Annotated in this window: 26 protein-coding genes and 1 tRNA gene; 22 read left to right on the top strand and 5 right to left on the bottom strand. The window is 56.8% G+C overall.

Annotated features, from left to right (window positions below):
- Positions 1–149 precede the first annotated feature (149 nt).
- Positions 150–1,472 (bottom strand): OprD family porin, encoded by a 1,323-nt coding sequence (locus AFK24_RS19870; protein WP_065834849.1) that lies wholly within the window; start codon positions 1,470–1,472, stop codon positions 150–152.
- Positions 1,473–2,486: 1,014 nt separating this feature from the next.
- Here AFK24_RS19870 and AFK24_RS19875 point away from each other — a divergent pair.
- Both AFK24_RS19875 and AFK24_RS19880 read left to right on the top strand, forming a co-directional pair.
- Positions 2,487–2,918 carry an HIT domain-containing protein gene (locus AFK24_RS19875; RefSeq protein WP_065834850.1) on the top strand — a complete coding sequence of 144 codons (432 nt, stop codon included), beginning with the start codon at positions 2,487–2,489 and terminating at the stop codon, positions 2,916–2,918.
- Entirely contained in the window at positions 2,915–3,121 is a 207-nt protein-coding gene (locus tag AFK24_RS19880) for a SlyX family protein (RefSeq protein WP_065834851.1), read from the top strand. Before AFK24_RS19875 ends, AFK24_RS19880 begins: the two co-directional genes overlap by 4 nt.
- A gap of 66 nt (positions 3,122–3,187) precedes the next feature.
- Here AFK24_RS19880 and AFK24_RS31820 read toward each other — a convergent pair whose 3' ends face one another.
- On the bottom strand, positions 3,188–3,793 hold the full coding sequence (locus AFK24_RS31820; RefSeq protein WP_065834852.1) for a cold-shock protein: 606 nt from the start codon (positions 3,791–3,793) through the stop codon (positions 3,188–3,190).
- A gap of 378 nt (positions 3,794–4,171) precedes the next feature.
- On the opposite strand from AFK24_RS31820, the gene AFK24_RS19890 reads away from it, so the two are divergent.
- The 17 genes from AFK24_RS19890 (at position 4,172) to AFK24_RS19970 (ending at position 17,917) form a co-directional block, all read left to right on the top strand.
- On the top strand, positions 4,172–4,645 hold the full coding sequence (locus AFK24_RS19890; RefSeq protein ID WP_065834853.1) for a Dps family protein: 474 nt from the start codon (positions 4,172–4,174) through the stop codon (positions 4,643–4,645).
- Positions 4,646–4,974: 329 nt separating this feature from the next.
- Positions 4,975–5,322: a ribbon-helix-helix domain-containing protein gene (locus AFK24_RS19895; RefSeq protein WP_426117811.1), complete on the top strand. Its 348-nt coding sequence runs from the start codon at positions 4,975–4,977 to the stop codon at positions 5,320–5,322.
- A gap of 314 nt (positions 5,323–5,636) precedes the next feature.
- The gene (gene aspS / locus AFK24_RS19900; RefSeq protein ID WP_065834855.1) at positions 5,637–7,412 is read left to right on the top strand and encodes an aspartate--tRNA ligase; all 1,776 of its coding nucleotides are present in this window, start codon (positions 5,637–5,639) and stop codon (positions 7,410–7,412) included.
- Between the two features lie 124 nt (positions 7,413–7,536).
- Positions 7,537–8,283: a YebC/PmpR family DNA-binding transcriptional regulator gene (locus AFK24_RS19905; RefSeq protein ID WP_065834856.1), complete on the top strand. Its 747-nt coding sequence runs from the start codon at positions 7,537–7,539 to the stop codon at positions 8,281–8,283.
- Positions 8,284–8,411: 128 nt separating this feature from the next.
- A complete protein-coding gene (gene ruvC, locus AFK24_RS19910) occupies positions 8,412–8,936 on the top strand; it encodes a crossover junction endodeoxyribonuclease RuvC (protein WP_020289420.1) in 525 nt (174 codons plus the stop codon).
- 119 nt (positions 8,937–9,055) lie between these two features.
- Positions 9,056–9,664, top strand: a complete 609-nt coding sequence (gene ruvA / locus AFK24_RS19915) for a Holliday junction branch migration protein RuvA (protein ID WP_065834857.1) — start codon at positions 9,056–9,058, stop codon at positions 9,662–9,664.
- Positions 9,665–10,723 carry a Holliday junction branch migration DNA helicase RuvB gene (gene ruvB / locus AFK24_RS19920; RefSeq protein ID WP_065834858.1) on the top strand — a complete coding sequence of 353 codons (1,059 nt, stop codon included), beginning with the start codon at positions 9,665–9,667 and terminating at the stop codon, positions 10,721–10,723.
- A 137-nt stretch (positions 10,724–10,860) separates the two neighbouring features.
- The gene (gene ybgC / locus AFK24_RS19925; protein WP_020289417.1) at positions 10,861–11,328 is read left to right on the top strand and encodes a tol-pal system-associated acyl-CoA thioesterase; all 468 of its coding nucleotides are present in this window, start codon (positions 10,861–10,863) and stop codon (positions 11,326–11,328) included.
- Positions 11,318–12,013, top strand: a complete 696-nt coding sequence (gene tolQ / locus AFK24_RS19930; protein ID WP_020289416.1) for a protein TolQ — start codon at positions 11,318–11,320, stop codon at positions 12,011–12,013. Before ybgC ends, tolQ begins: the two co-directional genes overlap by 11 nt.
- A gap of 14 nt (positions 12,014–12,027) precedes the next feature.
- Entirely contained in the window at positions 12,028–12,492 is a 465-nt protein-coding gene (tolR, locus tag AFK24_RS19935) for a protein TolR (protein ID WP_065834859.1), read from the top strand.
- Positions 12,492–13,586: a cell envelope integrity protein TolA gene (gene tolA / locus AFK24_RS19940; protein ID WP_065834860.1), complete on the top strand. Its 1,095-nt coding sequence runs from the start codon at positions 12,492–12,494 to the stop codon at positions 13,584–13,586. The genes tolR and tolA overlap by 1 nt, the downstream gene beginning before the upstream one ends.
- 50 nt (positions 13,587–13,636) lie before the next feature.
- Positions 13,637–14,887 carry a Tol-Pal system beta propeller repeat protein TolB gene (tolB, locus tag AFK24_RS19945; RefSeq protein WP_020289413.1) on the top strand — a complete coding sequence of 417 codons (1,251 nt, stop codon included), beginning with the start codon at positions 13,637–13,639 and terminating at the stop codon, positions 14,885–14,887.
- Positions 14,888–14,939: 52 nt separating this feature from the next.
- The gene (gene pal / locus AFK24_RS19950; RefSeq protein WP_020289412.1) at positions 14,940–15,440 is read left to right on the top strand and encodes a peptidoglycan-associated lipoprotein Pal; all 501 of its coding nucleotides are present in this window, start codon (positions 14,940–14,942) and stop codon (positions 15,438–15,440) included.
- Between the two features lie 6 nt (positions 15,441–15,446).
- Complete coding sequence (ybgF, locus tag AFK24_RS19955) at positions 15,447–16,268, top strand: tol-pal system protein YbgF (RefSeq protein WP_080482218.1); 822 nt, start codon at positions 15,447–15,449, stop codon at positions 16,266–16,268.
- 171 nt (positions 16,269–16,439) lie between these two features.
- Positions 16,440–17,087 carry a 7-carboxy-7-deazaguanine synthase QueE gene (gene queE / locus AFK24_RS19960; RefSeq protein ID WP_065834862.1) on the top strand — a complete coding sequence of 216 codons (648 nt, stop codon included), beginning with the start codon at positions 16,440–16,442 and terminating at the stop codon, positions 17,085–17,087.
- 16 nt (positions 17,088–17,103) lie between these two features.
- The gene (gene queC / locus AFK24_RS19965; RefSeq protein WP_065834922.1) at positions 17,104–17,778 is read left to right on the top strand and encodes a 7-cyano-7-deazaguanine synthase QueC; all 675 of its coding nucleotides are present in this window, start codon (positions 17,104–17,106) and stop codon (positions 17,776–17,778) included.
- A 63-nt stretch (positions 17,779–17,841) separates the two neighbouring features.
- Positions 17,842–17,917 (top strand) — tRNA-Lys (locus AFK24_RS19970).
- Positions 17,918–18,342: 425 nt separating this feature from the next.
- Here the strand turns inward: AFK24_RS19970 and mqo are convergent.
- Entirely contained in the window at positions 18,343–19,992 is a 1,650-nt protein-coding gene (gene mqo, locus AFK24_RS19975) for a malate dehydrogenase (quinone) (protein WP_065834863.1), read from the bottom strand.
- A gap of 719 nt (positions 19,993–20,711) precedes the next feature.
- Here mqo and nadA point away from each other — a divergent pair.
- Positions 20,712–21,770 carry a quinolinate synthase NadA gene (gene nadA / locus AFK24_RS19980; RefSeq protein WP_065834864.1) on the top strand — a complete coding sequence of 353 codons (1,059 nt, stop codon included), beginning with the start codon at positions 20,712–20,714 and terminating at the stop codon, positions 21,768–21,770.
- 35 nt (positions 21,771–21,805) lie between these two features.
- Here nadA and AFK24_RS19985 read toward each other — a convergent pair whose 3' ends face one another.
- Positions 21,806–23,239, bottom strand: a complete 1,434-nt coding sequence (locus AFK24_RS19985) for a M48 family metalloprotease (protein WP_065834865.1) — start codon at positions 23,237–23,239, stop codon at positions 21,806–21,808.
- Between the two features lie 148 nt (positions 23,240–23,387).
- Here AFK24_RS19985 and AFK24_RS19990 point away from each other — a divergent pair, with 148 nt between their 5' ends.
- Together AFK24_RS19990 and AFK24_RS19995 are read left to right on the top strand one after the other, a co-directional pair.
- Positions 23,388–23,639 (top strand): sulfurtransferase TusA family protein, encoded by a 252-nt coding sequence (locus AFK24_RS19990; protein ID WP_020289405.1) that lies wholly within the window; start codon positions 23,388–23,390, stop codon positions 23,637–23,639.
- 35 nt (positions 23,640–23,674) lie between these two features.
- Positions 23,675–24,745 carry an AI-2E family transporter gene (locus tag AFK24_RS19995; RefSeq protein ID WP_065834866.1) on the top strand — a complete coding sequence of 357 codons (1,071 nt, stop codon included), beginning with the start codon at positions 23,675–23,677 and terminating at the stop codon, positions 24,743–24,745.
- A gap of 57 nt (positions 24,746–24,802) precedes the next feature.
- On the opposite strand, the gene AFK24_RS20000 is transcribed toward AFK24_RS19995, so the two are convergent.
- Positions 24,803–25,276, bottom strand: a complete 474-nt coding sequence (locus AFK24_RS20000) for a peroxiredoxin (protein ID WP_065834867.1) — start codon at positions 25,274–25,276, stop codon at positions 24,803–24,805.

Below are 25,276 nucleotides of genomic sequence, written 5' to 3' on the forward strand. Positions count from 1 at the left end.
GAGACTAGAAATGACTGGGCATTGTACGGGGCCGAGTTACCCCCGTACAGCGCAAGGCCTCTGAGGGAAGCGAAGCTGATTACTTTATTGTCTGAATAAAAAAGCCCGGCATCAGCCGGGCTTTTCCGTAACGAGTAGCTGAAGTGCGATTACAGGATCGAGATAGGGTAGTCGACAATCAGGCGGAACTCGTTGATATCGCCTTCGCCCTCGTCAGCATTGGCGCGGTGCCAGGCTTGACGGACGCGGAACGACAGGTCTTTGGCTGGACCGGTTTGAAGCACATATTTGGCTTCAAGGTTGGTCTCGTGGTGCTTGCCGTCTTCACCATACAGGCCAGCATAAGTGCTGTTAGTAGGGGTGTTGGTACCGTCGATGTCATAACCTTTGATGTAGCGGGTCATGAAGCTCAGGCCAGGAACGCCGTACGGAGCCATGTTCAGGTCGTAACGAGCCTGCCAGGATTTCTCGCCAGGACCGTTGAAGTCGGAGTACTGGATGGAGTTGGCCAGGAAGATCGAGTCGCCGCCCTTGTTGTTGTCGCCGATACCGATGTAGTCGAATGGCGTATCACCGTTGACCTTCTGGAATGCCAGGGTCAGGGTGTGTGCTGCCAGGAACGAGTAGGCAACGGAACCGGAGAACGCGGTGTTGCTGATGTCGCCTGCTTTGGCGCTGCCTTCATCGACAGTGCGATACAGGTTGGCGTCAAATGCCAGGGACTGGGAGTCAGTCAGTGGCAGTGCGTAGTTCACGTTCGCGTAGTACTGGTCCCACACGTCTTCAAGCTTGGCACCGTAGAGGGCAACGCCAAGGTTGTCAGTGATCGCGTATTTACCGCCAACGAAGTCAGCGCTCTTTGCAGAAACACCGGCGTAGGTAGCCCAGATGTTACCGTTGTGGCTGGTGTCGTCCTGGCTGGTGCCGGAGTAGAAGTGACCGCCTTCCAGATCCAGACCTTTGATCTCGCTGCTCTGCAGGCTGATACCGCTGGCAGTTTGTGGCAACAGACGGGAACCGCCTACTGCGAACACTGGGCTGGTAGGCTGCATGTCACCGATTTTCAACTCGGTTTTCGAGAGACGGAACTTAACAGCGCCACCGGCTTTGCCGAAGCTGTCTTCGTTCTCGCCCTGGCTGTTGGTGACCAGGTTGCCCGAACCGGAATATTTGTCCTGACCGTCAAGCTTCAGGCCGAAATAACCGAAAGCTTCAACGCCCACACCGATGGTGCCTTGAGTGTAACCAGAGCTGAACGTTCCCCAGAAACCTTGGGTCCAGTCTTTGTCATCAACGGCGCCGTCTTTCTTGTCGCGATTGAAATAGTAGTTGCGAGCTTTCACATCAAGCGTGCTGCCGTCAACGAAACCTTTTGCTTCCGACTGATCGCTGACGAACGCTGCTGCCGTTGCCAGTTGGGTGCTGGCTGCAGTAACTGCCAGTGCGATTGCGCTCCACTTCATCACTCTCATCGTGACTTGCTCCTTTGGTTTTAAGAAGAGTTGCTGCCGACCCACCTGTTTTTTTATCTGGGACGGCTCTTTCTTTTTTGTGTCGGCGAAACTTATATCACGCTGACAATGGTGGCGATAGTTACAGACCTATCCTTTCGAAATCTTTACGGCGGTGTCGCAAACTGCTCTGTCCATGTCGCAAAAATGCACTGTTTCCATATCGACTCTACAACTACCGCATTACTTTTTACGACCTAAGCATAGGGTGAAACAATCTAAGCCTGGTTTCCAAGTAATGCCTGGGTAAGCCTTCGCATTCTCACGATAGCCGGATCCTGTTTTCCGCCAGGGTCCGTGACAACCTTGTGAGTGATATAGCAACAACCGTGCACAAAGCTCAGCCTGATGAGAAAAATTTGTGAAAAATGCAGCATTTACCTCGCTTTTCTACCATAACTACTTGATTTATAACTATTTTAAAATTATAGAATTTCTCTCAGGTCGCTGCGGTTCGAGGTTTTTGGGGCTCTGAAGACTGTGCGGAACGTTACTTTCTGCCCATCGGCATGGGTAAATTCTGGATAGGCAGGCATTTTCGCCGTTATGAGTGGGTTGTTTTGGTGCACGCCTGGCTCCAGATGCCTGAAGGTGGCCCACGGCTGTGATCTATAAGCTATTCGGACCCGGCAACTGTTTCATCAGGCTCTCAGCAAAACCCTCTGGGAGGATCTGATGCCTTCGAATAGCGCTTTTAGGTAGCGATTTGTAACAACCGTATCACTGTTGAAAACACTCAATTACCGTCCCAAACGAGTGCATTTTGTCAGTCGCTGGTCATTCCTGGTGCAGAAGGGCCTCCGCCGTTGCTGGATCCGGGGCTCGCCATCCCTTGCGCTTGGCTGTGCCAGATGTCGTGTAACTGAGCCCGGCAGTGAACTCGAACTTATTCCCGAGTATCCTGCTCGGTAATGCGCCATGCACTTAAACGAGGGTGCGCAAAAAAAACCTAACCTGACGATCAGGAGTTATACCGTGTTCGTTCTCGACTCGCGTTTACAGGCAGATACAGTGGCCATTGGCGATTTTTCGTTATGCCGGCTGCTGTTATCCAATGATTCAAACTATCCCTGGTTTGTCCTGGTGCCCAAGCGGCCGGACATTAGTGAAATATTTGAGTTGGCACTTGAAGATCAGTTGCAGTTGTGGCAGGAAACAACTGTATTGTCAGTGATTCTCAATAAGGTATTCGCTGCTGACAAAATCAATGTTGCGGCACTGGGTAATGTAGTTAGTCAGCTACACATGCATGTTATCGCCCGTCGACACAGCGATCCGGCATGGCCTGCTCCGGTGTGGGGCAAGCATCCCGCGCAACCTTACACGGCGCAGCAAGTGTCGACCATCGTGCAGCAATTGCGCAGCGAACTGACCGTTGGCTTCACCTTCGTGGAGGAATTGTCATGACTGTTGAAGCACGAGTGACCGAACTCGAAAGCCGGCTGGCATTCCAGGACGATACGATTCAGGCATTAAATGACGTGCTGGTGACCCAGCAGCGCGCACTTGACCGGCTGCAACAGCAAATGGCGGCGATGCTCAAGCGCCAGGAAGAGCTGGGAAGTCAGTTCGACACCTTCGAGGAAGATGCGCCGCCGCCGCACTATTAATAGCTGCTGGCGCAAAAAAACCGCGATCTCCGGGAGGAGGTCGCGGTTTTTTATCAGGCGAGACAATCAGCGGCGGGGAAGTGCCGCGATGACGTCTTCTGCTTGCAGGCCTTTGTCGCGGTTCATGACCGAGAACTCGACACGCTGCCCTTCTACGAGGACACGATGGCCTTCGCCGCGAATGGCGCGGAAGTGAACGAAGATGTCATCGCCCGAATCCCGGGAAATAAAACCAAAACCCTTGGAAGTATTGAACCACTTCACGGTCCCTGTATCGCGATTGGTCATGTCATGACTTTGCGCGGCGGGGGACGGCGAAGATCTATAGAAGCTGATCCCGATGTGCAAGGCGACCGCAAGTGTGGCGGCGATCAGGCTCAGCATGATGGCGGGTTGACCGGCGACGATCTCCAGCGGGACGAGCAGGGTCAGGATTTGAAGAACGACGGCAAGAATGAGCAACGCACTGACAAGGTTTTGCAATTGATGACGTGGACCCCGGTTCCAATAGGGGATCACTGGTGCAAGCAACAGATTGAGCAGGCCAAAGAACGCCAGATAAAGCGCATCGGGCTGCAGGAGATATGAAGACAAGGCTTCACTACGCAGGCTGGGGATAAAGGAAAGCAGCAGGGCTGCGGCTCCCGTTAGCAGGTGAACGATTTTCAACATGTTGATAACTCACATTAAGATGGATCACGAGGAAATAGCTGATGACACCCGGTACGCTTCTGGAAAAGTGGAGGCGTGCTGCACGAGCGAGGGTCAGCCTATGCGTTGCAGGAAAAGTCAGCAACGACACGCGGTGTATTTAACAGCAAAGCATGGGGCTACTCAAATCAGGAGCCTGCAGGTCCGTCGGCATTGTTGGAAATGGGTTATGTAAAGCGACGAGCGGTGGTTGGAGCAGTGTCTGGCTTCGAAGTTTTTGTCGGCGTCCGGCGGGACTGATAGCTGAAGCTGTTTTTCCAGGCAGGGCTGCGTCATGGCCGTTCTCTTGGTAGAGTGCCCGCTGTACCTGCTGAATAATCCATCTCTAAGGGGCAAAACATGGCAATCGATATTGGTATCAGCGAAGAAGATCGTAAGTCGATCGTTGACGGTCTTTCTCACTTGCTCGCAGATACTTACGTGTTGTATCTCAAAACCCACAACTTTCACTGGAATGTCAGCGGCCCGATGTTTCGTACGCTGCATTTGATGTTCGAAGAGCAATACAACGAACTCGCCCTCGCGGTGGATTCGATTGCCGAACGCATTCGCGCACTGGGCTTCCCGGCACCGGGTACCTACACAACTTACGCTCGCCTGTCGTCTATCAAGGAAGAAGAAGGCGTGCCGAGTGCTGAAGCCATGATCAAAAGTCTGGTTCAGGGTCAAGAAGCTGTTGTCCGCACTGCTCGTAGTATTTTTCCTTTGTTGGATAAGGTCAGTGATGAGCCGACGGCTGACTTGTTGACCCAGCGGATGCAAGTGCATGAGAAAACAGCCTGGATGCTGCGTTCGATGCTTGAGACCAATTAAGATCCTGCTGAGCGACGCACCCGCTGCGTCGCTTCTCTCACGACTCTCCGATTCCTTCCCCCCTTTGGCTTGTACCTTCCTTCCCCGGTTGGGCTGGCGTTTGTCGATATTTTTCGCGACTACATAAATATTAAACACCTGCTTACCGGTCAGGTCGGTTATCACCAGGTGGAAAGTCTGTTTCGCCTATCAATTGTAGTGATCTCCTACACAGTATGAGTATTGGCTCTACTGGCTATAACGTCGGGATTCGGGCTTTATAAGCAGGCACATTTATTTATATTTAAATGTTTCTTCATGAAGTCTGAATTGATCTGTGTAGAGGAAATATCACCATGGTTCGAGGGGTTGAACGCGACGTACAAGACTTAAACCGTCACGGAAAAATACGTAATGATCCTTTTGTCGAGGATTTCAACATGAACCTTGCGCAACCGCACTCCAAGTCGGTGCGCCTCAATGGGTTGGCAACTTGCCTGCGGCTGGAAAACGTTTACTGGAACATTCTTGGAACCATTGCCCGATCAAACAACTGTTCGGTCAATGCGGTGCTGTCCTACATCGACAGGGAAGTTCATTTACGCTACGGCGGTGTGAAAAATTTCAGCGGTCTTATCAGGGTGGTCTGTGTGGCTCATGTCCTGAAAGGCGATAGCCTGGATCTGGTCCAGGCGTAGGTTGGATACGCTCCCATTTTCTGCGGGCTCGCCAGTGTGGCGGGCCCGCTCTGTATGCGTCCTGATGCATGCGCTTCGTGATGCGTGAGCGGCTGCGACGAACTTATCCTGCCGGGATGGGTTCGTGCGGCTGCACGGCTTCGATTAACCCTATATAATCCCCCGCCTTGCCGAAACGGGCATGCTTCTGCGCAAACAGAGCGCCCAGCGATGAGCTGACAGCTTGAACTGCATGCCTGGGCTCTTGCACTATTGAGCGCAAGCCAAGAGCGAAAGCTCCACGAATTTCGAATTACGGAAGTGAAACCACCATCATGATGCGCAGCCATTATTGCGGCCAACTGAACGAGAGCCTGGAAGGTCAGGAAATTACCCTTTGCGGATGGGTCCACCGTCGTCGTGACCATGGAGGGGTGATTTTCCTCGACATCCGTGATCGCGAAGGTCTGGCCCAGGTGGTCTTCGACCCGGATCGCGCTGACACTTTCGCCGCCGCCGACCGCGTGCGCAGCGAGTATGTCGTCAAGATCACCGGCAAGGTGCGTGCTCGTCCTGCGGGCGCAGTGAATGCCAATATGGCCTCGGGCGCCATCGAAGTGCTGGGTTACGAGCTCGAAGTGCTGAACGAGTCGGAAACCCCGCCGTTCCCGCTGAACGAGTACTCGGACGTCGGCGAAGAAACCCGCCTGCGCTATCGCTTCATCGACCTGCGTCGTCCGGAAATGGCCGAGAAGCTGCGTCTGCGTTCGCGCATCACCACCAGCATCCGTCGTTACCTGGATGAAAACGGCTTCCTGGACGTCGAGACGCCGATCCTGACCCGCGCGACGCCGGAAGGGGCCCGTGACTATCTGGTGCCGAGCCGCACACATCCGGGCAGTTTCTTTGCCTTGCCGCAATCGCCGCAGCTGTTCAAGCAGCTGTTGATGGTTGCCGGCTTTGATCGTTACTACCAGATCGCCAAGTGCTTCCGCGACGAAGACCTGCGTGCCGACCGTCAGCCTGAATTCACCCAGATCGACATCGAAACCAGCTTCCTTAATGAAGAAGACATCATCGGCCTGACCGAGAAGATGATTCGTCAGTTGTTCAAGGAAGTGCTCGACCTGGAATTCGGCGACTTCCCGCACATGACCTTCGAAGAGGCCATGCGTCGTTATGGTTCGGACAAGCCGGACCTGCGTAACCCGCTGGAACTGGTCGACGTTGCCGATCAGCTCAAGGACGTCGACTTCAAGGTGTTCAGCGGCCCGGCTAACGACCCGAAATGTCGTATTGCCGCTCTGCGGGTTCCAGGTGGGGCAAGTATCCCGCGTAAACAGATCGACGATTACACCAAATTCGTCGGCATCTACGGTGCCAAGGGCCTGGCGTACATCAAGGTCAATGAGCGCGCCAACGGCGTTGATGGTCTGCAGTCGCCAATCGTCAAGAACATCCCGGAAGCCAATCTCAACGTGATCCTCGATCGTGTTGGCGCGGTGGATGGCGATATCGTGTTCTTCGGTGCGGACAAAGCCAAGATTGTCAGCGAAGCCCTGGGCGCGCTGCGGATCAAAGTCGGTAACGACTTCAAGCTGCACACCTGCGAGTGGGCACCGATGTGGGTCGTGGACTTCCCGATGTTCGAAGAGAACGACGACGGCAGCTTCACTGCGCTGCACCACCCGTTCACTGCACCCAAGTGCAGCCCGGAAGAACTGGAAGCCAATCCGGCAACCGCTCTGTCCCGCGCCTACGACATGGTGCTCAACGGCACCGAATTGGGTGGCGGTTCGATCCGTATTCATCGCAAGGAAATGCAACAGGCGGTATTCCGCTTGCTGGGCATTGCCGAAGACGAGCAGCAGGAGAAGTTTGGCTTCCTGCTCGACGCTCTGAAATACGGCGCGCCACCCCATGGTGGTCTGGCATTCGGCCTGGATCGTCTGGTCATGCTGATGACTGGCGCTCAGTCGATTCGTGAAGTCATTGCCTTCCCGAAAACCCAGAGTGCTGCGGACGTGATGACCCAGGCGCCTGGTGTGGTTGACGCCAAGGCATTGCGCGAATTGCACATCCGTTTGCGCGAACAGCCGAAAGCCGAGTAATACCGGGCGGGGCGTATCGCGTCACTATTGACGTCGATGCGCCCCGTTTGCGTTTTGGCCGGGCAAGCTTGTGGCGGTTGTCTGCGACACACATGAACGTGTTGAAAAGAATCTGGAGCGAGATATGGCAGGTCATTCTAAGTGGGCGAACATCAAGCACCGCAAAGAGCGTCAGGATGCCAAGAAAGGCAAGATTTTCACCAAGTGGATTCGTGAACTGACCGTCGCTGCCCGTCAGGGCGGTAGTGATCCGGGCACCAACCCGCGCTTGCGTCTGGCGCTGGACAAGGCTCTGGGTGCGAACATGACTCGCGACACCATCGACCGCGCGGTTGCGCGTGGCGCCGGTGCTGCGGAAGGTGACGATGTAGAAGAGCTGGGTTACGAAGGTTACGGGCCGGGTGGTGTGGCGGTCATGGTCGAAACCATGACGGACAATCGCAATCGCACGGCGGCAGCGGTTCGCCATGCATTCGTCAAATGCGGTGGCAACCTGGGGACCGACGGTTCGGTGGCCTATCTGTTCGATCGCAAGGGGCAGATTTCCTTTGCCGCAGGCGTTGATGAAGACGCGCTGATCGAAGCAGCAATGGAAGCCGATGCCGACGACGTGGTGACCAACGAAGATGGCTCCATCGACGTGTTCACGTCCTTCGCCGGTTTTTATGCCGTTCGCAACGCCCTTGAGGCCGCCGGTTTCAAGGCTGCGGACGCCGAAATCGTCATGCTGCCGACCACCAGTGCCGTGCTTGATCTGGAAACCGCTGAAAAAGTCCTCAAGCTGATCGACATGCTTGAAGACCTGGATGACGTGCAGAACGTCTATTCCAATGCGGAAATTCCGGACGAAGTCATGGAACAGCTTGGCTGACAGCGTGCTGTCAGCGCTACACAGAAGCCGGAGATCCGACGCGGTGTTGATCACATCGCTATCGGCCTCCGGCTTCTGCCTTTATGCTGCGCTCTTTGCTATGCGTTACTTCTCAAGCTGCAGGCGTTATGACTCTTATTCTTGGTATCGACCCCGGTTCGCGAATTACCGGCTATGGCGTGGTGCGTGACACCGGGCGTGGTTGTGTCTACGTGGCGTCGGGCTGCATCAGAACCGGAAGCGGCGAGCTGCACGAGCGCTTGCAGATTGTCTATCGCGGCGTGCGCGAGGTCATTCAAACCTACGGCCCGGTAACCATGGGGATAGAAAAGGTCTTCATGGCGCGCAACGCCGACTCGGCCCTCAAGCTGGGGCAGGCGCGGGGTGCAGCCATCGTTGCCGGCGCCGAGGAAAGCCTGGAAATCGCCGAGTACACCGCGACCCAGGTCAAGCAGGCGGTAGCGGGGACCGGCGGCGCGAATAAAGAGCAGGTCATGATGATGGTCATGCATTTGCTCAAGCTGACCCAGAAACCGCAGATCGATGCGTCGGATGCCTTGGCGATCGCCTTGTGCCATGCGCATACCCGTTCCAGTCTGATTCCCCATGGCCTGGGCACCGCGCGAAGTCGCGGTGGCCGGTTGCGGTTATAGCGGAAGGGGCTGGCTATGAATTATTTTTTGCTTGCAGGGCGTGTCACTCCTGCAATGATTGCGACTATTGATTTGCCGTTGGCTTCTTATCGGGCCAGCGATACGAAAGGATCCGATACGTGATTGGACGCTTACGCGGCTTTTTGGCCGAGAAACAGCCGCCGCATCTGGTGCTGGATGTCAACGGCGTCGGTTATGAGCTGGAAGTCCCCATGACTACACTCTATCGACTGCCGCATGTTGGCGAGCCAGTGACGCTGCACACTCATCTGGTGGTGCGTGAAGATGCCCACCTGCTCTACGGTTTTTACGAAAAGCGTGAGCGCGAGCTGTTTCGCGAGCTGATCAGGCTTAATGGCGTTGGCCCGAAACTGGCGCTGGCCTTGATGTCGGGTCTGGAAGTCGACGAGCTGGTGCGTTGCGTCCAGGCTCAGGACACTTCCGCCTTGACCCGGATTCCGGGCGTGGGCAAGAAAACCGCCGAGCGCCTGCTGGTCGAGCTCAAGGACCGGTTCAAGGCCTGGGAAACATTGCCTGGCACTTTTACCCTGGTTTCCAATGGCCCGAACGCGCTGGAACCGGTAGCGTCAGCAGAGTCCGACGCGGTCAGCGCACTGATTTCCCTGGGCTACAAACCTCAGGAGGCGAGTAAAGCCGTCTCCGCGATCAAGGAAAAAGACTTGAGCAGTGCTGATTTGATTCGACGTGCCCTGAAGGGAATGGCTTAAGTGATTGATGCTGACCGCCTGATAACCGCCACTGGCGGCCGTGACCGTGACGAACAACTGGATCGCGCGATTCGCCCACTCAGCCTTGCCGACTACATTGGCCAGCCGACCGTGCGCGAGCAAATGGAGTTGTTCATCCAGGCCGCTCGCGGTCGCAACGAAGCCCTTGATCACACGCTGATCTTCGGCCCGCCCGGCCTGGGCAAGACGACGCTGGCCAATATCATTGCCCAGGAAATGTCGGTATCGATCAAAAGCACCTCCGGTCCGGTGCTGGAGCGGCCAGGTGACCTGGCGGCGATCTTGACCAATCTGGAACCCAATGACGTGTTGTTCATTGATGAAATCCACCGGTTGTCGCCGATTGTCGAGGAAGTTCTGTACCCGGCAATGGAAGATTTCCAGCTGGACATCATGATCGGCGAAGGTCCGGCCGCACGCTCGATCAAGCTCGACCTGCCGCCGTTTACCCTGGTCGGCGCGACGACTCGGGCCGGCATGCTGACCAATCCGTTGCGCGACCGTTTCGGTATTGTCCAGCGCCTGGAGTTCTACAGCATCCCCGACCTGACGACGATCGTGACCCGCTCGGCAGGGATTCTCGGCCTGCCCATCGAGCCGGAGGGCGCTTTCGAAATCGCCCGTCGCGCGCGGGGCACGCCACGTATCGCCAACCGGCTGCTGCGTCGCGTCCGGGATTTCGCTGAAGTGCGCGGCAACGGGCAGATCACCAAATCCATCGCCGATCTGGCGTTGAACCTGCTGAATGTCGATGAGCACGGTTTCGATCACCAGGACCGGCGCCTGCTGTTGACCATGATCGAGAAGTTCGACGGTGGTCCGGTGGGTGTCGACAGCCTGGCGGCGGCAATCAGTGAAGAACGTCACACCATTGAAGATGTACTCGAACCCTATTTGATCCAGCAAGGCTATATCATGCGCACACCTCGTGGCCGTGTGGTGACGCGGCATGCTTACCTGCACTTTGGTTTGAATCTGCCTTCGCGGATGGGGGAAATGCCGGTCGCGGAAGATTTTGTCGAGAACAATGACAATTAAAAAGCTGCCGACCACCGATTTATTCGGGGTTTGCGTGGTCAGACTGGCAGTTGCGCCAATCTGACAGGGAATATCCTGCAAAACCTTGAAAAACAGTTGCCTGGCGGATTGGCAATCTGAGGAGTAAGCACTAGAGTATGCGCGCGCAAAACGGGGTTCAGTCGTTCGCACATCGTTGTCGGGTTTATTACGAAGACACCGATGCTGGCGGCATCGTCTATTACGTCAATTATCTGAAATTCATGGAGCGGGCTCGTACCGAGCGGCTGCGGGAATTGGGGTTCGCCCAATCCGCGCTGGCAGGGGAGAACCTGTTGTTCGTCGTGCATTCCAGCGAGGCGCGTTATCACAAGCCGGCGCGATTGGATGACGAACTGCTGGTCAGCGCCGAAGTAATCGAATTGAACCGTGCCAGCCTGCGCTTCAAGCAACAGGTCAGGCGGGCCGCGGATGCAACGCTGCTCTGTGAAGGGCAGTTTTTGGTGGCGTGCGTACGCGCCGATAGTTTGAAACCCCGGGCCATTCCCGAAGCTTTGCGTGCGGCCTTTGCCGACCAGAGCGGCGCGGGTACACATTCAGAGCAGGAGATAAAGCGTGGAAGCTAACGTCGTCGACCATTCCTCCATGTGGAGTTTGGTCAGTAATGCCAGCGTCGTGGTTCAGTTGGTGATGCTGATCCTGGTGGCTGCTTCAGTCACTTCGTGGGTCATGATTTTTCAGCGCAGCAATATGCTGCGCGCTGGGCGGCGTGCGCTGGAAAGCTTCGAGGAGCGTTTCTGGTCCGGTATCGATTTGTCCAAACTGTATCGTCAGGCTGGCAGCAACCCGGACCCTGATTCCGGTGTGGAGCAGATCTTCCGCGCTGGCTTCAAGGAATTCTCCCGTCTGCGTCAGCAGGCCGGCGTCGATCCTGATGCAGTCATGGAAGGTGTGGCGCGTGCCATGCGCGTGGCTATTTCCCGTGAAGAAGAAAAACTTGAAGCCGGCCTGTCGTTTCTTGCCACTGTCGGTTCCACCAGCCCCTACATCGGCCTGTTCGGTACCGTCTGGGGCATCATGAACTCCTTCCGTGGCCTGGCTACCGCGCAACAGGCGACACTCGCCACTGTTGCACCGGGTATTGCCGAAGCCTTGATCGCAACAGCCATTGGCCTGTTCGCGGCGATTCCTGCAGTAATCGCTTACAACCGTTTCGCCGCTCGCAGCGAGACCTTGATCAGCCGTTATTACACCTTCGCCGACGAATTCCAGGCCATCCTGCACCGTAAAGTGCACACCAGCGAAGAGTGAGCAGGTAATTCCCAATGGCTTTAATCGCTCGAGATCGACGCAAAAAACGCAAGCCGACCGCTGAAATGAACGTGGTGCCGTACATCGACGTGATGTTGGTGCTGCTGGTCATCTTCATGGTCACTGCACCCATGATCAACCAGGGCGTGAAAGTCGATTTGCCCAAGGTCTCCAGTGAGGCCTTGCCGCAAGACAACAACAACCAGGTCCTGACCATTTCGATCAAGGCTGACAAGACCTACTACTGGAACCTTGGCAGCGAAGTCGATACCGACAAGCAGATGGACAAGGCAATGACCCTGCCGCAGTTGACCGCGGCGGTGACCAAGATCGTCGCCTCCGGTCGTGAAGCGGGCAAGCAGACGCAGGTCTTCATTCGTGGTGACAAAACCGTTGATTACGGCTCGGTGATGGGCACGATGGGCGGGTTGCAGAAAGCTGGGGTCGGCAATGTTGGTTTGATTACTGAGGCACCCTGATGCAGCCAATTCGAGAGCCTTCCGCCTCGGAAAGCTACTTCTGGCCTGGTATCTGGGCCGTGGCCCTGCACATCCTGATTTTTGGCCTGCTCTTCGTCAGCTTCGCCATGACTCCGGATCTGCCGGAATCCAAGCCTATCGTTCAGGCAACGCTTTACCAGCTCAAATCCAAGAGCCAGGCGACGACCCAGACCAATCAGAAGATTGCCGGCGAGGCGAAGAAGTCCGCTGCGCGCCAGACTGAAGCCGAGCAGCTGGAACAGAAATTAGTCGAGCAGAAAAAGCAGGAAGCTGTAAAAGCTGCGGAACAAAAGAAAGAAGAGGCCGCTCAAAAAGCCGAGGAACAAAAGGCTGAAGACGCTGCACAGAAGGCTGAGCAGAAAGCAGAGGAAGCCAAAAAGGCCGACGACGTCAAGAAAGCCGACGAAGCCAAGAAAGTGAATGACGCTAAAAAGGCTGAAGAGAAACAACTGGCGGATATAGCCAAGAAAAAAGCCGAAGAAGACGCCAAGAAAAAGGCTGAAGAAGACGCCAAGAAAGCCGCCGCAGAGGAAGCCAAGAAACAGGCTGCCGATGACGCGAAGAAAAAAGCGGCAGAAGACGCGAAGAAGAAATCCGCGGAAGACGCCAAGAAAAAAGCGACCGAAGACGCCAAGAAGAAATCCACAGCCGATGCGGCCAAGAAGTCGCAGGAAGCTGCGCGTAAATCGGCCGAAGAGAAAAAGGCTCAGGCCTTGGCTGACTTGCTCTCTGATAAACCGGAGCGGCAACAGGCGCTGGCGGACGAGCAGGGCGATGAAACGGCAGGTAGTTTCGATGATCTGATTCGTGTTCGGGCTTCCGAAGGTTGGAGCCGACCACCATCAGCACGCAACAATATGTCGGTAATACTGCAGATCGGGATGCTGCCGGACGGTACGATATCGTCTGTGTCGGTGGCCAAATCCAGCGGCGACGGTCCGTTTGACAGTTCCGCGGTAGCAGCGGTCAAGAATATTGGGCGTTTAACAGAAATGCAGGGCCTGAAGCCGGCTGACTTCGCTCCCTATCGTTCATTCAAGATGACATTCACACCTGGAGATCTAGCCTTGTGATCAAGCTTTTTCGAGGATTGCTAGTAGTCGTTCTCTGTTGTGCAGCCACATTGGTCGCCGCAGATGAAAAGAACATTCTGGTCACGAGCGGCAGTGACCGTGCCACCCCGATTGCTGTCGTGCCGTTTGGCTGGCAGGGCGGGGCGGTGTTGCCTGAAGACATGGCGGAAATCGTCAGCAACGACCTGCGTAATTCGGGTTATTACTCGCCTATTCCAAAGCAGAACATGATCAGCTTGCCGACCCAGGCCAGCGAAGTCATTTTCCGTGACTGGAAAGCGCTGAATGCGCAATACGTGATGGTAGGCAATATTGTTCCTGCTGGCGGTCGTCTGCAGATTCAATACGCCTTGTTCAACGTCGCGACCGAACAGCAAGTGTTGACCGGTAATGTTTCGGGGACCAACGATCAACTGCGTGACATGGCGCATTACATCGCTGACCAGTCTTTCGAAAAGCTGACTGGTATCAAGGGCGCGTTCTCTACCCGTATGTTGTACGTGACGGCTGAGCGCTTCTCGGAAAACAACACCCGCTTCACCCTGCAACGTTCGGATTACGACGGTGCCCGTGCAGTGACGCTGTTGCAGTCCCGTGAACCGATCCTGTCGCCGCGTTTCGCACCGGATGGCAAGCGCATCGCTTATGTGTCGTTCGAACAGAAGCGTCCACGTATCTTCGTTCAACACATCGATACCGGTCGCCGCGAGCAGATCACCAACTTCGAAGGCCTCAATGGCGCGCCTGCATGGTCGCCGGATGGCAGCAAGCTGGCGTTCGTGCTGTCCAAGGACGGCAACCCGGAAATCTACGTGATGAACCTGGCTTCCCGCGCCTTGAATCGCGTGACCAATGATTCTTCGATCGATACCGAACCGTTCTTCGGCAAGGATGGCTCGACGATTTACTTCACATCGGATCGTGGCGGCAAGCCACAGATCTATAAAACCAACATCAGTGGTGGCGGTGCCGAGCGAGTTACCTTTATTGGTAACTACAACGCTAACCCGAAATTATCGGCCGATGAAAAGACGCTGGTAATGATTCACAGGCAGGACGGCTTCACGAATTTCAAGGTTGCAGTGCAAGATCTGGCACGGGGAAGTGTAAAAATCCTCACAGATAGCAACCTAGATGAGTCGCCTACTGTCGCACCCAACGGCACCATGGTAATCTACGCCACCCGCCAGCAGGGCCGGGGAGTCTTGATGCTCGTGTCCATTAATGGACGCGTAAGGCTCCCGCTTCCTACCGCTCAAGGCGAAGTCAGAGAACCTTCCTGGTCCCCTTACCTGAACTGACGCGGCGCTACACGTTTTGCTTAACACACTGGGGTTCATTAGGAGTTTCAAGATGGAAATGCTGAAGTTTGGTAAGTTTGCTGCGCTGGCTCTGGCCATGGCTGTAGCTGTAGGTTGCTCGTCCAAAGGCGGCGACAATGCCGGTGCAGGCGCTGCTGTTGATCCAAACGCTGGTTACGGCGCAAACACTGGTGCTGTTGACGGTTCCCTGAGCGAAGAAGCTGCTCTGCGCGCCATCACCACCTTCTACTTCGAATACGACAGCTCGGACCTGAAGCCAGAAGCCATGCGCGCTCTGGACGTTCACGCCAAAGACCTGAAAGGCAATGGCGCTCGCGTCGTTCTGGAAGGCAACACCGACGAACGTGGTACTCGTGAGTACAACATGGCACTGGGCGAGCGTCGTGCGAAAGCCGTTCAACGCTACCTGGTACTGCAAGGTGTTTCCCCAGCTCAGCTGGAACTGGTTTCCTACGGCGAAGAGCGTCCAGTTGCTACCGGCAACGACGAGCAGTCCTGGGCTCAAAACCGTCGCGTCGAACTGCGTAAGTAATTTGACATGCGAACGTGCCGACGTGCTCTAACCGTTTTGGCCCTCACCCTTCCACTTGTTGCGTGGGGTGCGGCTCCTGTGGTCGATAACAATTCTGGCTCTGGCAGCAGCAACAGTTATCCGCCAGCGGGTTATGGCACGTCCGGCGCCTATGCTGGGGGAGGGGTTACGGCTCCTCCCTCGGCACAAGGTCAGCTGTTCATGCAGTTGCAACAAATGCAGGACGAAATCGCGCGTTTGCGCGGTATGGTCGAGGTCCAGCAAAACGATATCCAGCGCATGAAACAAGAAGCGCTTGAACGGTATCAGGATCTTGATTCACGCATAGGAGCAGGCGGCGCAGCCGCAGCGGCTACCAATAATTCTCAACCCGGTGGCGGTGAAATCAACGCCAGCGGAGCACCTGTCGCACCGGCGGCTCAAGCACCGGCCGCAGGTACCGAAACGCCCGATCCGGCCAAGGAAAAGCTTTATTACGAAGCCGCCTTTGACCTGATCAAGGCCAAGGATTTCGACAAGGCCAGCCAGGCTTTCACCGCTTTCCTTCGCAAGTATCCAAACAGTTCATACGCGGGCAATGCCCAGTATTGGCTGGGTGAAGTGAATCTGGCCAAAGGCGACCTGCAAGGCGCCGGTCAGGCATTTGCCAAGGTCAGCCAGCTTTATCCCAAGCACGCCAAGGTGCCAGACTCGTTGTACAAGCTCGCTGATGTCGAGCGCCGTCTCGGTCATACCGACAAGGTGAAAGGCATTTTGCAGCAGGTTGTCGCCCAGTATCCGGGCACGTCGGCTGCGCAGCTGGCGCAACGAGATCTGCAACGTCTCTGACGTTCTGACCCGAAACTCAAGAAAGCCGCGCTTGTCGCGGCTTTTTTCGTTAGAATTCGGCACCCGAAATTCCGGTATTTAATACGCTTCTCTGGATTCTGCGTGTGCAGGGTGCCTTGAAGTGCCTGACGGAGGCGGACGGCCTGTTTAGCTGTTACGCCCGTGGCCCCTATGCAAGACACATTACGTATCACCGAAATCTTTTACTCGTTGCAGGGTGAAACACGTACAGCCGGCCTGCCCACTGTATTTGTGCGCCTCACCGGCTGCCCGTTGCGCTGCCAGTATTGCGACAGCGCCTACGCGTTCAGCGGCGGCACGATTCAGGCGTTGGACGCCATCGTCGAACAAGTGGCGAGCTATCGCCCTCGTTATGTCTGTGTGACTGGCGGTGAGCCATTGGCCCAGCCTAACGTCATTGCCCTGCTCAAACGCCTCTGTGACGCCGGCTACGAGGTGTCGCTGGAAACCAGCGGTGCCCTTGATATCTCCGCTGTAGACACGCGTGTCAGCCGCATCCTCGATCTCAAGACGCCAGGTTCGCTGGAAGTCGCACGCAATCGCTATGAAAATATCGACCTGCTGACCCCGAACGATCAGGTCAAGTTCGTGCTGTGTTCCCGCGAAGACTACGACTGGGCGGTTTCCAAGCTGATTCAGTATGGTCTGGAGCGTCGCGCGGGCGAGGTGCTGTTTTCGCCGAGCCACCATCAACTGAGTGCACGGGATCTGGCTGACTGGATCGTTGCGGACAACCTGCCTGTACGCCTGCAAATGCAGCTGCATAAATTTCTCTGGAACGATGAGCCGGGGCGCTGAGATGAGTGAATCAACCATGACTGAAAAACGTGCGGTAATCCTGTTGTCTGGCGGCCTGGATTCGGCAACCGTCGTGGCCATGGCCCGTGCCGAAGGTTATGCCTGTTACACCATGAGCTTTGACTACGGCCAGCGCCATCGCTCGGAGCTCGATGCGGCTGCACGCATCGCGCGCGACCTTGGCGCTGTCGAGCACAAGGTGATCGGCCTGAATCTGAATGGCATGGGTGGCTCGGCGCTGACCGACAGCTCCATCGCTGTCCCGGAAACCCCTGGCGAAGGCATTCCGGTGACCTACGTCCCGGCACGCAACACGGTCTTCCTGTCGTTGGCGTTGGGTTGGGCAGAAGTCCTTGGCGCCCGGGATATCTTCATCGGCGTCAATGCGGTGGATTATTCGGGTTACCCGGACTGCCGGCCGGAATTCATCGAGTCGTTCCAGCGCATGGCCAATCTGGCCACCAAGGCAGGCGTTGAAGGTAACGGCTTCACGATTCAGGCGCCGCTGCAGAATCTGAGCAAAGCCGAAATCGTCCAGGCTGGAGTGCGTCTGGGCGTCGATTACGGCCTTACGGTTTCCTGCTATCAGGCGGACGATCAAGGCCGCGCCTGCGGCAAATGCGACAGCTGCCGCCTGCGCGCAGAGGGCTTCGCAAACGCCGGAATTACGGACCCAACCCGTTATTTTTAAATTAATTACAGTTAGGTGTTGAATTACTCATAGAAATCAGTAATATACGCGCCACGCAACAGAGGGTCGTTAGCTCAGTTGGTAGAGCAGTTGGCTTTTAACCAATTGGTCGTAGGTTCGAATCCCACACGACCCACCATTTTTAGATGTAGTAGTTGTAAAGCTGTAAGGCCCGTGAAAATGTGGCCTTACAGCTTTTTTTTTGCGTCCGGTTTTTACCGCGCTATTTCGAGTCGAAGCCATCCCGTTGGAGCGAGGCTTGCCTGCGAATCAGACGCCTCGGTGGGCCAGGCACGCCGCGTCATCGTTCTTCGCGAGCAAGCTCGCTCCCACGGGTAGGTATCGCTCCAACAAGCAGGCAGCAAAAAGCCCCGTCAGATGCTGTCTGGCGGGGCTTTTGTTATTCCCGTTGGAGCGAGGCTTGCCCGCGAATCAGGCGCCTTGGTGGGCCAGGCACGCCGCGTCATCGTTCTTCGCGAGCAAGCTCGCTCCCGCAGGGTAGGTGTCGCTCAACAAGCAGGCAGCAAAAAGCCCCGTCAGATGCTGTCTGGCGGGGCTTTTGTCTTACAGCGCCATGTCGGCCGCTGGATTGCTTTTCTTCGGTGCTGCGGGCTTGTCAGAGGCTGGCGCTGGCGCCACAACCTGATTGTTCACAGGTGGCGGCGGCGTCAGTTGCAGGACTTCGGCGGTGTAGGCCCATTCCTTGGCAACGGCTTCCGGGCTGGCGTTCAGCTTGGTGCCGTAGCTCGGAACGATCTGGTGCAGTTTTTCCTGCCAGGCCGGTGTTGCTACCTTGTCCTTGAAGACCTTCTCAAGCACGCTCAGCATGATCGGCGCAGCAGTCGACGCGCCAGGGGAGGCGCCGAGCAGGCCGGCAATGCTGCCGTCCTGGGACGCAACGATCTCGGTGCCGAGCTTCAGTACGCCGCCTTTCTCTTCATCACGCTTGATGATTTGCACGCGCTGACCGGCTTGCCACAGACGCCAGTCTTCTTTCTTGGCGTGCGGGAAGTATTCTTTCAGGGCGTTGTAACGGTCGTCATCCGACAGCATCAGTTGACCCGCCAGGTATTCAACCAGCGGGTACTGCTCGACACCAACGCGAGCCATCGGCCACACGTTATGCAGCGTGGTGCTGGTCAGCAGGTCCAGGTACGAGCCTTCTTTGAGGAACTTGGTGGAGAAGGTCGCGAATGGGCCAAACAGGACGACGCGCTTGCCATCCAGCACGCGAGTGTCCAGGTGCGGAACCGACATGGGTGGTGCGCCGGTCGATGCGATGCCGTAGGCCTTGGCCATGTGCTGCATGGCGATGTCCTGGTTCTCGGTGACCAGGAACGAACCGCCAACCGGGAAGGCGGCGTAATCCTTGGCTTCCGGGATACCGGACTTCTGCAGCAGATGCAGGGCACCGCCGCCAGCGCCGATGAACACGAACTTGGCATCAGTCGTGGTTTCGGTACCGTCTTTCAGGTTCTTGTACTCGACGCGCCACGAACCATCTTTGTTGCGGGTGATGTCCTGCACTTCGCTCGACAGCTTGAGGGCGAAGTTTGGTTGGGCTTTCAGGTGGCCGACGAACTGGCGAGTGATCTCGCCGAAGTTGACGTCCGTACCGATCGGGCTCCAGGTGACCGCGAGTTTTTGCGCCGGATCACGACCTTCCATCATCAGCGGAACCCACTTCTTGATCTGCTCTGGGTCCTCGGAGAACTGCATGCCGCTGAACAGCGGGCTCGCCTGCAGAGCGTCGTAGCGCTTCTTCAGGAACTTGATGTTGTTGTCACCCCACACGAAGCTCATGTGCGGTGTGGAGTTGATGAACGAACGAGGGTTCTTCAGAACATCGTTCTTGACCTGCCAGGACCAGAACTGACGCGAGATCTGGAAAGCTTCGTTGATTTCGATGGCCTTGGAGATGTCGACCTTGCCGTTCTTGTCTTCTGGCGTGTAGTTCAGCTCAGCCAGGGCAGAGTGACCGGTACCGGCGTTGTTCCAGCCGTTGGAGCTTTCCTCGGCGACGCCGTCAAGGCGCTCGACCATTTCCATCGACCAGCCTGGCTCCAGCTCGTTGAGCCAGACCGCGAGGGTAGAACTCATGATGCCGCCGCCGATCAGTACCACATCGACTTTTTTGGTCTCGGCTGCATGAGTGGGCATGATGCCCATCGACATGGCCAGGCCCAGCAGGGCCGTGTTCACTTTCTTCAACATGCTGTAAATCCATATGGTAGGACGCCATGCGCCTGCCTTGCTGATCAGGGTTCTTGCGGCTCACGGTAAGCCGGAAGATTCCCGTCACCAGTTTCGGAAGGTGATGGGCACACAAGGCTTAATAAAGCTTAGCCTCACTTTTATGTCCCGCCTGTGCTGACTTTTTATTAGTCATTGGCTTCAGCTACTTGGGGCGACACTGCTTTTGGTAACTCATTGGCCGACGAGCCCGGAGCTATCCGGCCCATCTGCAAACCCTTGCTCGTCTGTTCCGGCAAGCGCTCGCGCTGCGACGTTGTGCCCCATGGTGCCGAAACGACGCTGGGGCATAATTCGCTGATTTGTCGCGAGCACGGTTTGTTGGGGCGGCATGATATCGGATCGCAGCGTCAATGTCGTAGCATCGAAACAATATCAGTGCGCGAGTCTGCCGCTTGATCGGGCGAATAAGTGGCGTAATGCCGCTAATGACGGTGGTCAATGCCGCGCAAATCATTGGTAAATCCATAGTGGGCTGGCTAGAATCCGCTCCGCCTTCAGCGGCTTGATCGACCGGTTTGCCCCCGTCCAGATCAAAACCGAACCCTACGACCCAAGGTCGACATACTTATAAAAGCTGGAAGGCCCGTGAGAAACGAGGAATTCCGGCTTTTTTTGTGTCTGCCTTTCGGGTGTAAACTTGCCTTTCGCGCTATAGAGCGCCTTCAGGTCCCGCGAACATGACGCAGATTTCCGAACGCCTTCTGGTCCAGGCCCATCTCGATGCCAAGCAGCCTAAAGAGCTGAGCCTCGACGAACAGGCCCATTACCGCGCTGCGATTGCTGCCGAACTCAAGGCGCAGGACGCCGTGCTGGTAGCTCACTATTATTGCGATCCGGTTATCCAGGCCTTGGCCGAGGAAACGGGTGGCTGCGTGTCCGACTCTCTGGAAATGGCCCGTTTCAGCAATAACCATTCGGCGAAAACCGTGCTGGTTGCCGGGGTCCGTTTCATGGGCGAAACCGCGAAGATATTGAATCCTGAAAAGCGCGTATTGATGCCGACCCTTGAGGCCACTTGCTCACTGGATCTGGGTTGCCCTGTGGACGAATTTTCTGCCTTTTGCGATCAGCATCCCGAGCGCACGGTGGTGGTTTATGCCAATACCTCGGCTGCGGTCAAAGCCCGGGCAGACTGGGTCGTGACCTCCAGTTGCGCGCTGGAAATCGTCGAAAGCCTGATGGACAACGGCGAGAAGATCCTCTGGGCGCCGGACAAACACCTGGGTCGTTACATCCAGCGCGAGACTGGCGCCGACATGCTGTTGTGGGATGGCGCGTGCATCGTCCACGAAGAATTCAAATCCAAGCAACTGGAAGACATGAAGGCGCTGTATCCGGATGCTGCGATTCTGGTGCACCCCGAGTCGCCGGAATCGGTCATCGATCTGGCAGACGCCGTGGGCTCCACCAGTCAGTTGATTGCCGCCGCACAGACGCTGCCGAACAAGATGTTTATCGTTGCGACTGATCGCGGCATCTTCTACAAGATGCAGCAGCTATGCCCGGACAAGATCTTCATCGAAGCCCCCACCGCCGGCAACGGCGCGGCCTGCCGCAGTTGCGCGCATTGCCCGTGGATGGCGATGAATACCCTGGAGCGCACGCTGCAGTGCCTGCGTGAAGGCACTAACGAAATATTCGTCGACCCGGCGGTGATCCCAAATGCGGTACGCCCGTTGCAGCGCATGCTGGATTTCACCCGCGCCGCACGGATGAAACTGGCGGGGAATGCTTGATAGTCCTGCGGAAAATAAGTCCTGTTGGACCGACCTTAATTCATCAAGTCCTTGACCATCCGCTCCTGATCCAGCAGCTCTTTCTGCCGGGCATCGATACGTGAAGCCAGTTGGAAATTGTTGTTGGAGCGGCGCTTGGCGAAGTCCAGTTGCTGGATCGCCTGTCGGAAATCACCCACCAGTGCGAAGTATTCGGCGCGAGCCTGGTGCAAGCCGACGGTATTGCCGTTCAGGCCGCGGGTTTCGGCGACCAGATACCAGATGTCCGGATCGTCAGGACGGTTTTTCAGCAAGCCGTTGAGGGATTTCTCGGCTTCGGCATTGCGATTCTGCTTCAGCAAAACGTCGACTCGCACCTGATTCAGCGGATAGTTGTCTGGAAACATATTCAGCATCCGGTCAACCCGTTGTTGCGCATCTGGCAAGCGATTGTTGGTGATGTCCAGGTCGATCTGCGTGAGGTTGTAAGTGATGTCGTTCGGCGCCTTGTCGAGCAGCGGCTTGAGGCTTTCGCGAGCTTCGTTGAGCTGTCCGGCCTTGATTTGTGCCAGCGCCAACCCGTAACGGGCAGGATCGGATTTCGGGTTTTCAGTGAGCTGGGCGCGGAAGCGTTTTGCAGCGATGCCCGGCGTTTCTTCATACATGAGCGCAACCCGTGCACGCATCAGCTGATAACGCAGGCTGTCTTCCTTGCCGCCCGGTTTTGATTGCTCGGCGCGGTTGCGGGTGTCGGCGATGCGAGATTCGGTAACCGGGTGAGTCAGGAGGAATTCCGGCGGCTTGGCGTCGAAGCGATACTGACGCGCCAGCCGCTCGAACATGGTCGGCATGTTGCGCGGGTCGTAGCCGGCTTTTTCCAGGTTGAGGATGCCGATGCGGTCAGCTTCCTGCTCGTTCTGGCGGGAAAAGCGCCGCTGCTCTTGAATGGCGGCGGCCTGGGAGCCGGCGATGGCGGCAATGCCCGCGTCGCCAGCACCAGCGGCAGCCATGACGATACCGGCGAGCATGGCGGCCATTACTGGCACCTGCATGCGTTGCTGGGCTTCGACGCCGCGCGCGAAGTGGCGTTGCGACAAGTGAGCCAGTTCGTGGGCGAGCACCGAGGCATATTCGCCTTCGGTCTGGGCATTGAGGAACAGCCCGCCGTTGACGCCGACGATCCCGCCTGGAGCGGCGAAGGCGTTGAGTTCCGGGCTATTGATCAGGATGAACTCAAGGCGTCGATCCTGAACCTGGCTGGTTTCGGCCAGATTATAGACCGACGTCTCGACGAAGTCCTTGAGTTGCGGGTCCGACAGCTGTGCTACTTGGCTGCGCAACAGGCCAAGCCAGGCGCGCCCGAGTTGGTGCTCCTGTTCCGGAGAAACGATGGAAGAACTGGCGTCGCCCAGAGAGGGCAGGTCGTCGGCATGGCTCGGTACAGCGAGCAGGCAGGCCAGCGTCAGCAGGGTGGGTCGCAGAAAATTCATCCATGGAGCTCTGAGTTGAAGACCCCGTACTGTAGCTGGCTCAATGGCTTGCTGACCAGAGTGCGGTATTCTTTGTGTCCTGCCTGAAATGTCCGACCTGATTTTTATCGCTGCTTTGCATTTTGATGTGCCTGCCTGGAGAGAAACGATGTCTGACGCTGTAACGCGCCCGCAAACGTGTGACGCCCAAGTCGATGCAACCGGGCTCAACTGCCCGTTGCCGCTGCTCAAGGCCAAGCTTGAACTCAACCGCCTGACCAGTGGCGCAGTGCTTAAGGTGATTGCCACCGATGCCGGTTCCCAACGTGACTTCCGTACCTTCGCCAAACTGGCGGGGCATACGCTGGTGCATGAAGAAGCCGAAGACGGCGTTTATCAGTATTGGCTGCGCAAGGCTTAGTGGCGGCGGCTTTCCATTTCCCAAAAGGATTTTTGATGTTCAAGGTGCTTCGCGACTGGGTGCAACGCTACTTCTCTGATGAAGAGGCGGTGGTGCTCGCAGTATTGCTGTTTCTGGCATTCACGATCGTTCTGACGCTGGGCGGCATGTTGGCTCCGGTGCTGGCCGGGTTGGTGCTGGCTTTTCTGATGCAAGGCCTGGTGAATCTGCTGGAGCGGCTGCGCGTGCCCGAGGGCGGCGCGGTGGCGCTGGTGTTTACCTTGTTCATGGGCGCGCTGCTGGTGTTTCTGCTGGTGTTGGTGCCGTTGCTCTGGCATCAGCTGATCACGTTGTTCAACGAGTTGCCGGGCATGCTCGCCAAATGGCAGTCGTTGCTCCTGTTGTTGCCTGAGCGCTATCCGCATCTGGTCTCGGATGAACAAGTACTGCGCGCCATCGAGGCTGCACGGGGCGAAATCGGCAAGTTTGGTCAGTGGGCGCTGACGTTCTCGCTGTCGAGCCTGCCCTTGCTGGTCAATATCATGATTTATCTGGTGTTGGTGCCGATCCTGGTGTTCTTTTTCCTCAAGGACCGGGAAGTCATCGGCCGCTGGGCGCGTGGCTATCTGCCTCGCGAGCGCGCGCTGATCACCCGGGTCGCCGAGGAAATGAACCGGCAGATTGCTAATTACATTCGCGGCAAGGTCATCGAGATCTTCGTCTGCGGCGGGGTGACCTACATCGCGTTCGTGGCGCTGGGGCTCAATTACGCAGCCTTGCTGGCGATGCTGGTGGGTGTTTCGGTGGTGGTGCCGTACATCGGCGCGGTGGTGGTTACCGTGCCAGTGGCGTTGATCGCCTTGTTCCAGTGGGGCTGGAGCGACCAGTTCATCTATCTGATGGCAGTCTACGGCGTGATTCAGGCGCTGGACGGCAATGTCCTGGTGCCGCTGCTGTTTTCGGAGGCGGTCAATCTGCATCCGGTGGCGATCATCTGTGCCGTGCTGCTGTTTGGCGGGCTGCTGGGCTTCTGGGGCGTGTTCTTCGCGATTCCGCTCGCCACCCTGTTCAAGGCCGTGCTCGACGCCTGGCCGCGCAATGAGCCCACTGTGGCGCCCTTGCTGTAGCCAGACGCAACAATCGCTGCGGGCCTGTTGCAGGCGCGCAGCGAGACGTATCGATCATCAGGCGTTATTCAGCGCCTGCGCCTTCTCAAGCACCGCCGCCACATGGCCGGGCACCTTCACGCCGCGCCATTCGTGACGCAGCAGGCCATCCTTGTCGATGAGAAAAGTGCTGCGATCGACGCCAAGGTATTCCTTGCCGTACAGCTTCTTCAGCTTGATCACGTCGAACAGCTGGCAAAGGGCTTCATCCTTGTCCGAAATCAGTTCGAACGGGAACGATTGCTTGGCCTTGAAGTTCTCGTGAGTCTTCAGGCTGTCGCGGGAGACGCCGAAGATGACCGTATTGGCCGCCTCGAAGGGCGCGACATGATCACGGAAGTCCTGGCCTTCGGTGGTGCAACCCGGCGTGTTGTCCTTGGGGTAGAAATAAACAACGACCTGCTGGCCCTTGAGCGCGGACAAGCTGACCGCTTGCCCGCTGGTGGCCTGGGCCTGAAAGTCGGCGACGGGTTGATCTACTGCTACGGCCAT

The organism is Pseudomonas syringae, from assembly GCF_001698815.1.
In the GTDB taxonomy this organism is placed as follows: Bacteria; Pseudomonadota; Gammaproteobacteria; order Pseudomonadales; family Pseudomonadaceae; genus Aquipseudomonas; species Aquipseudomonas syringae_A.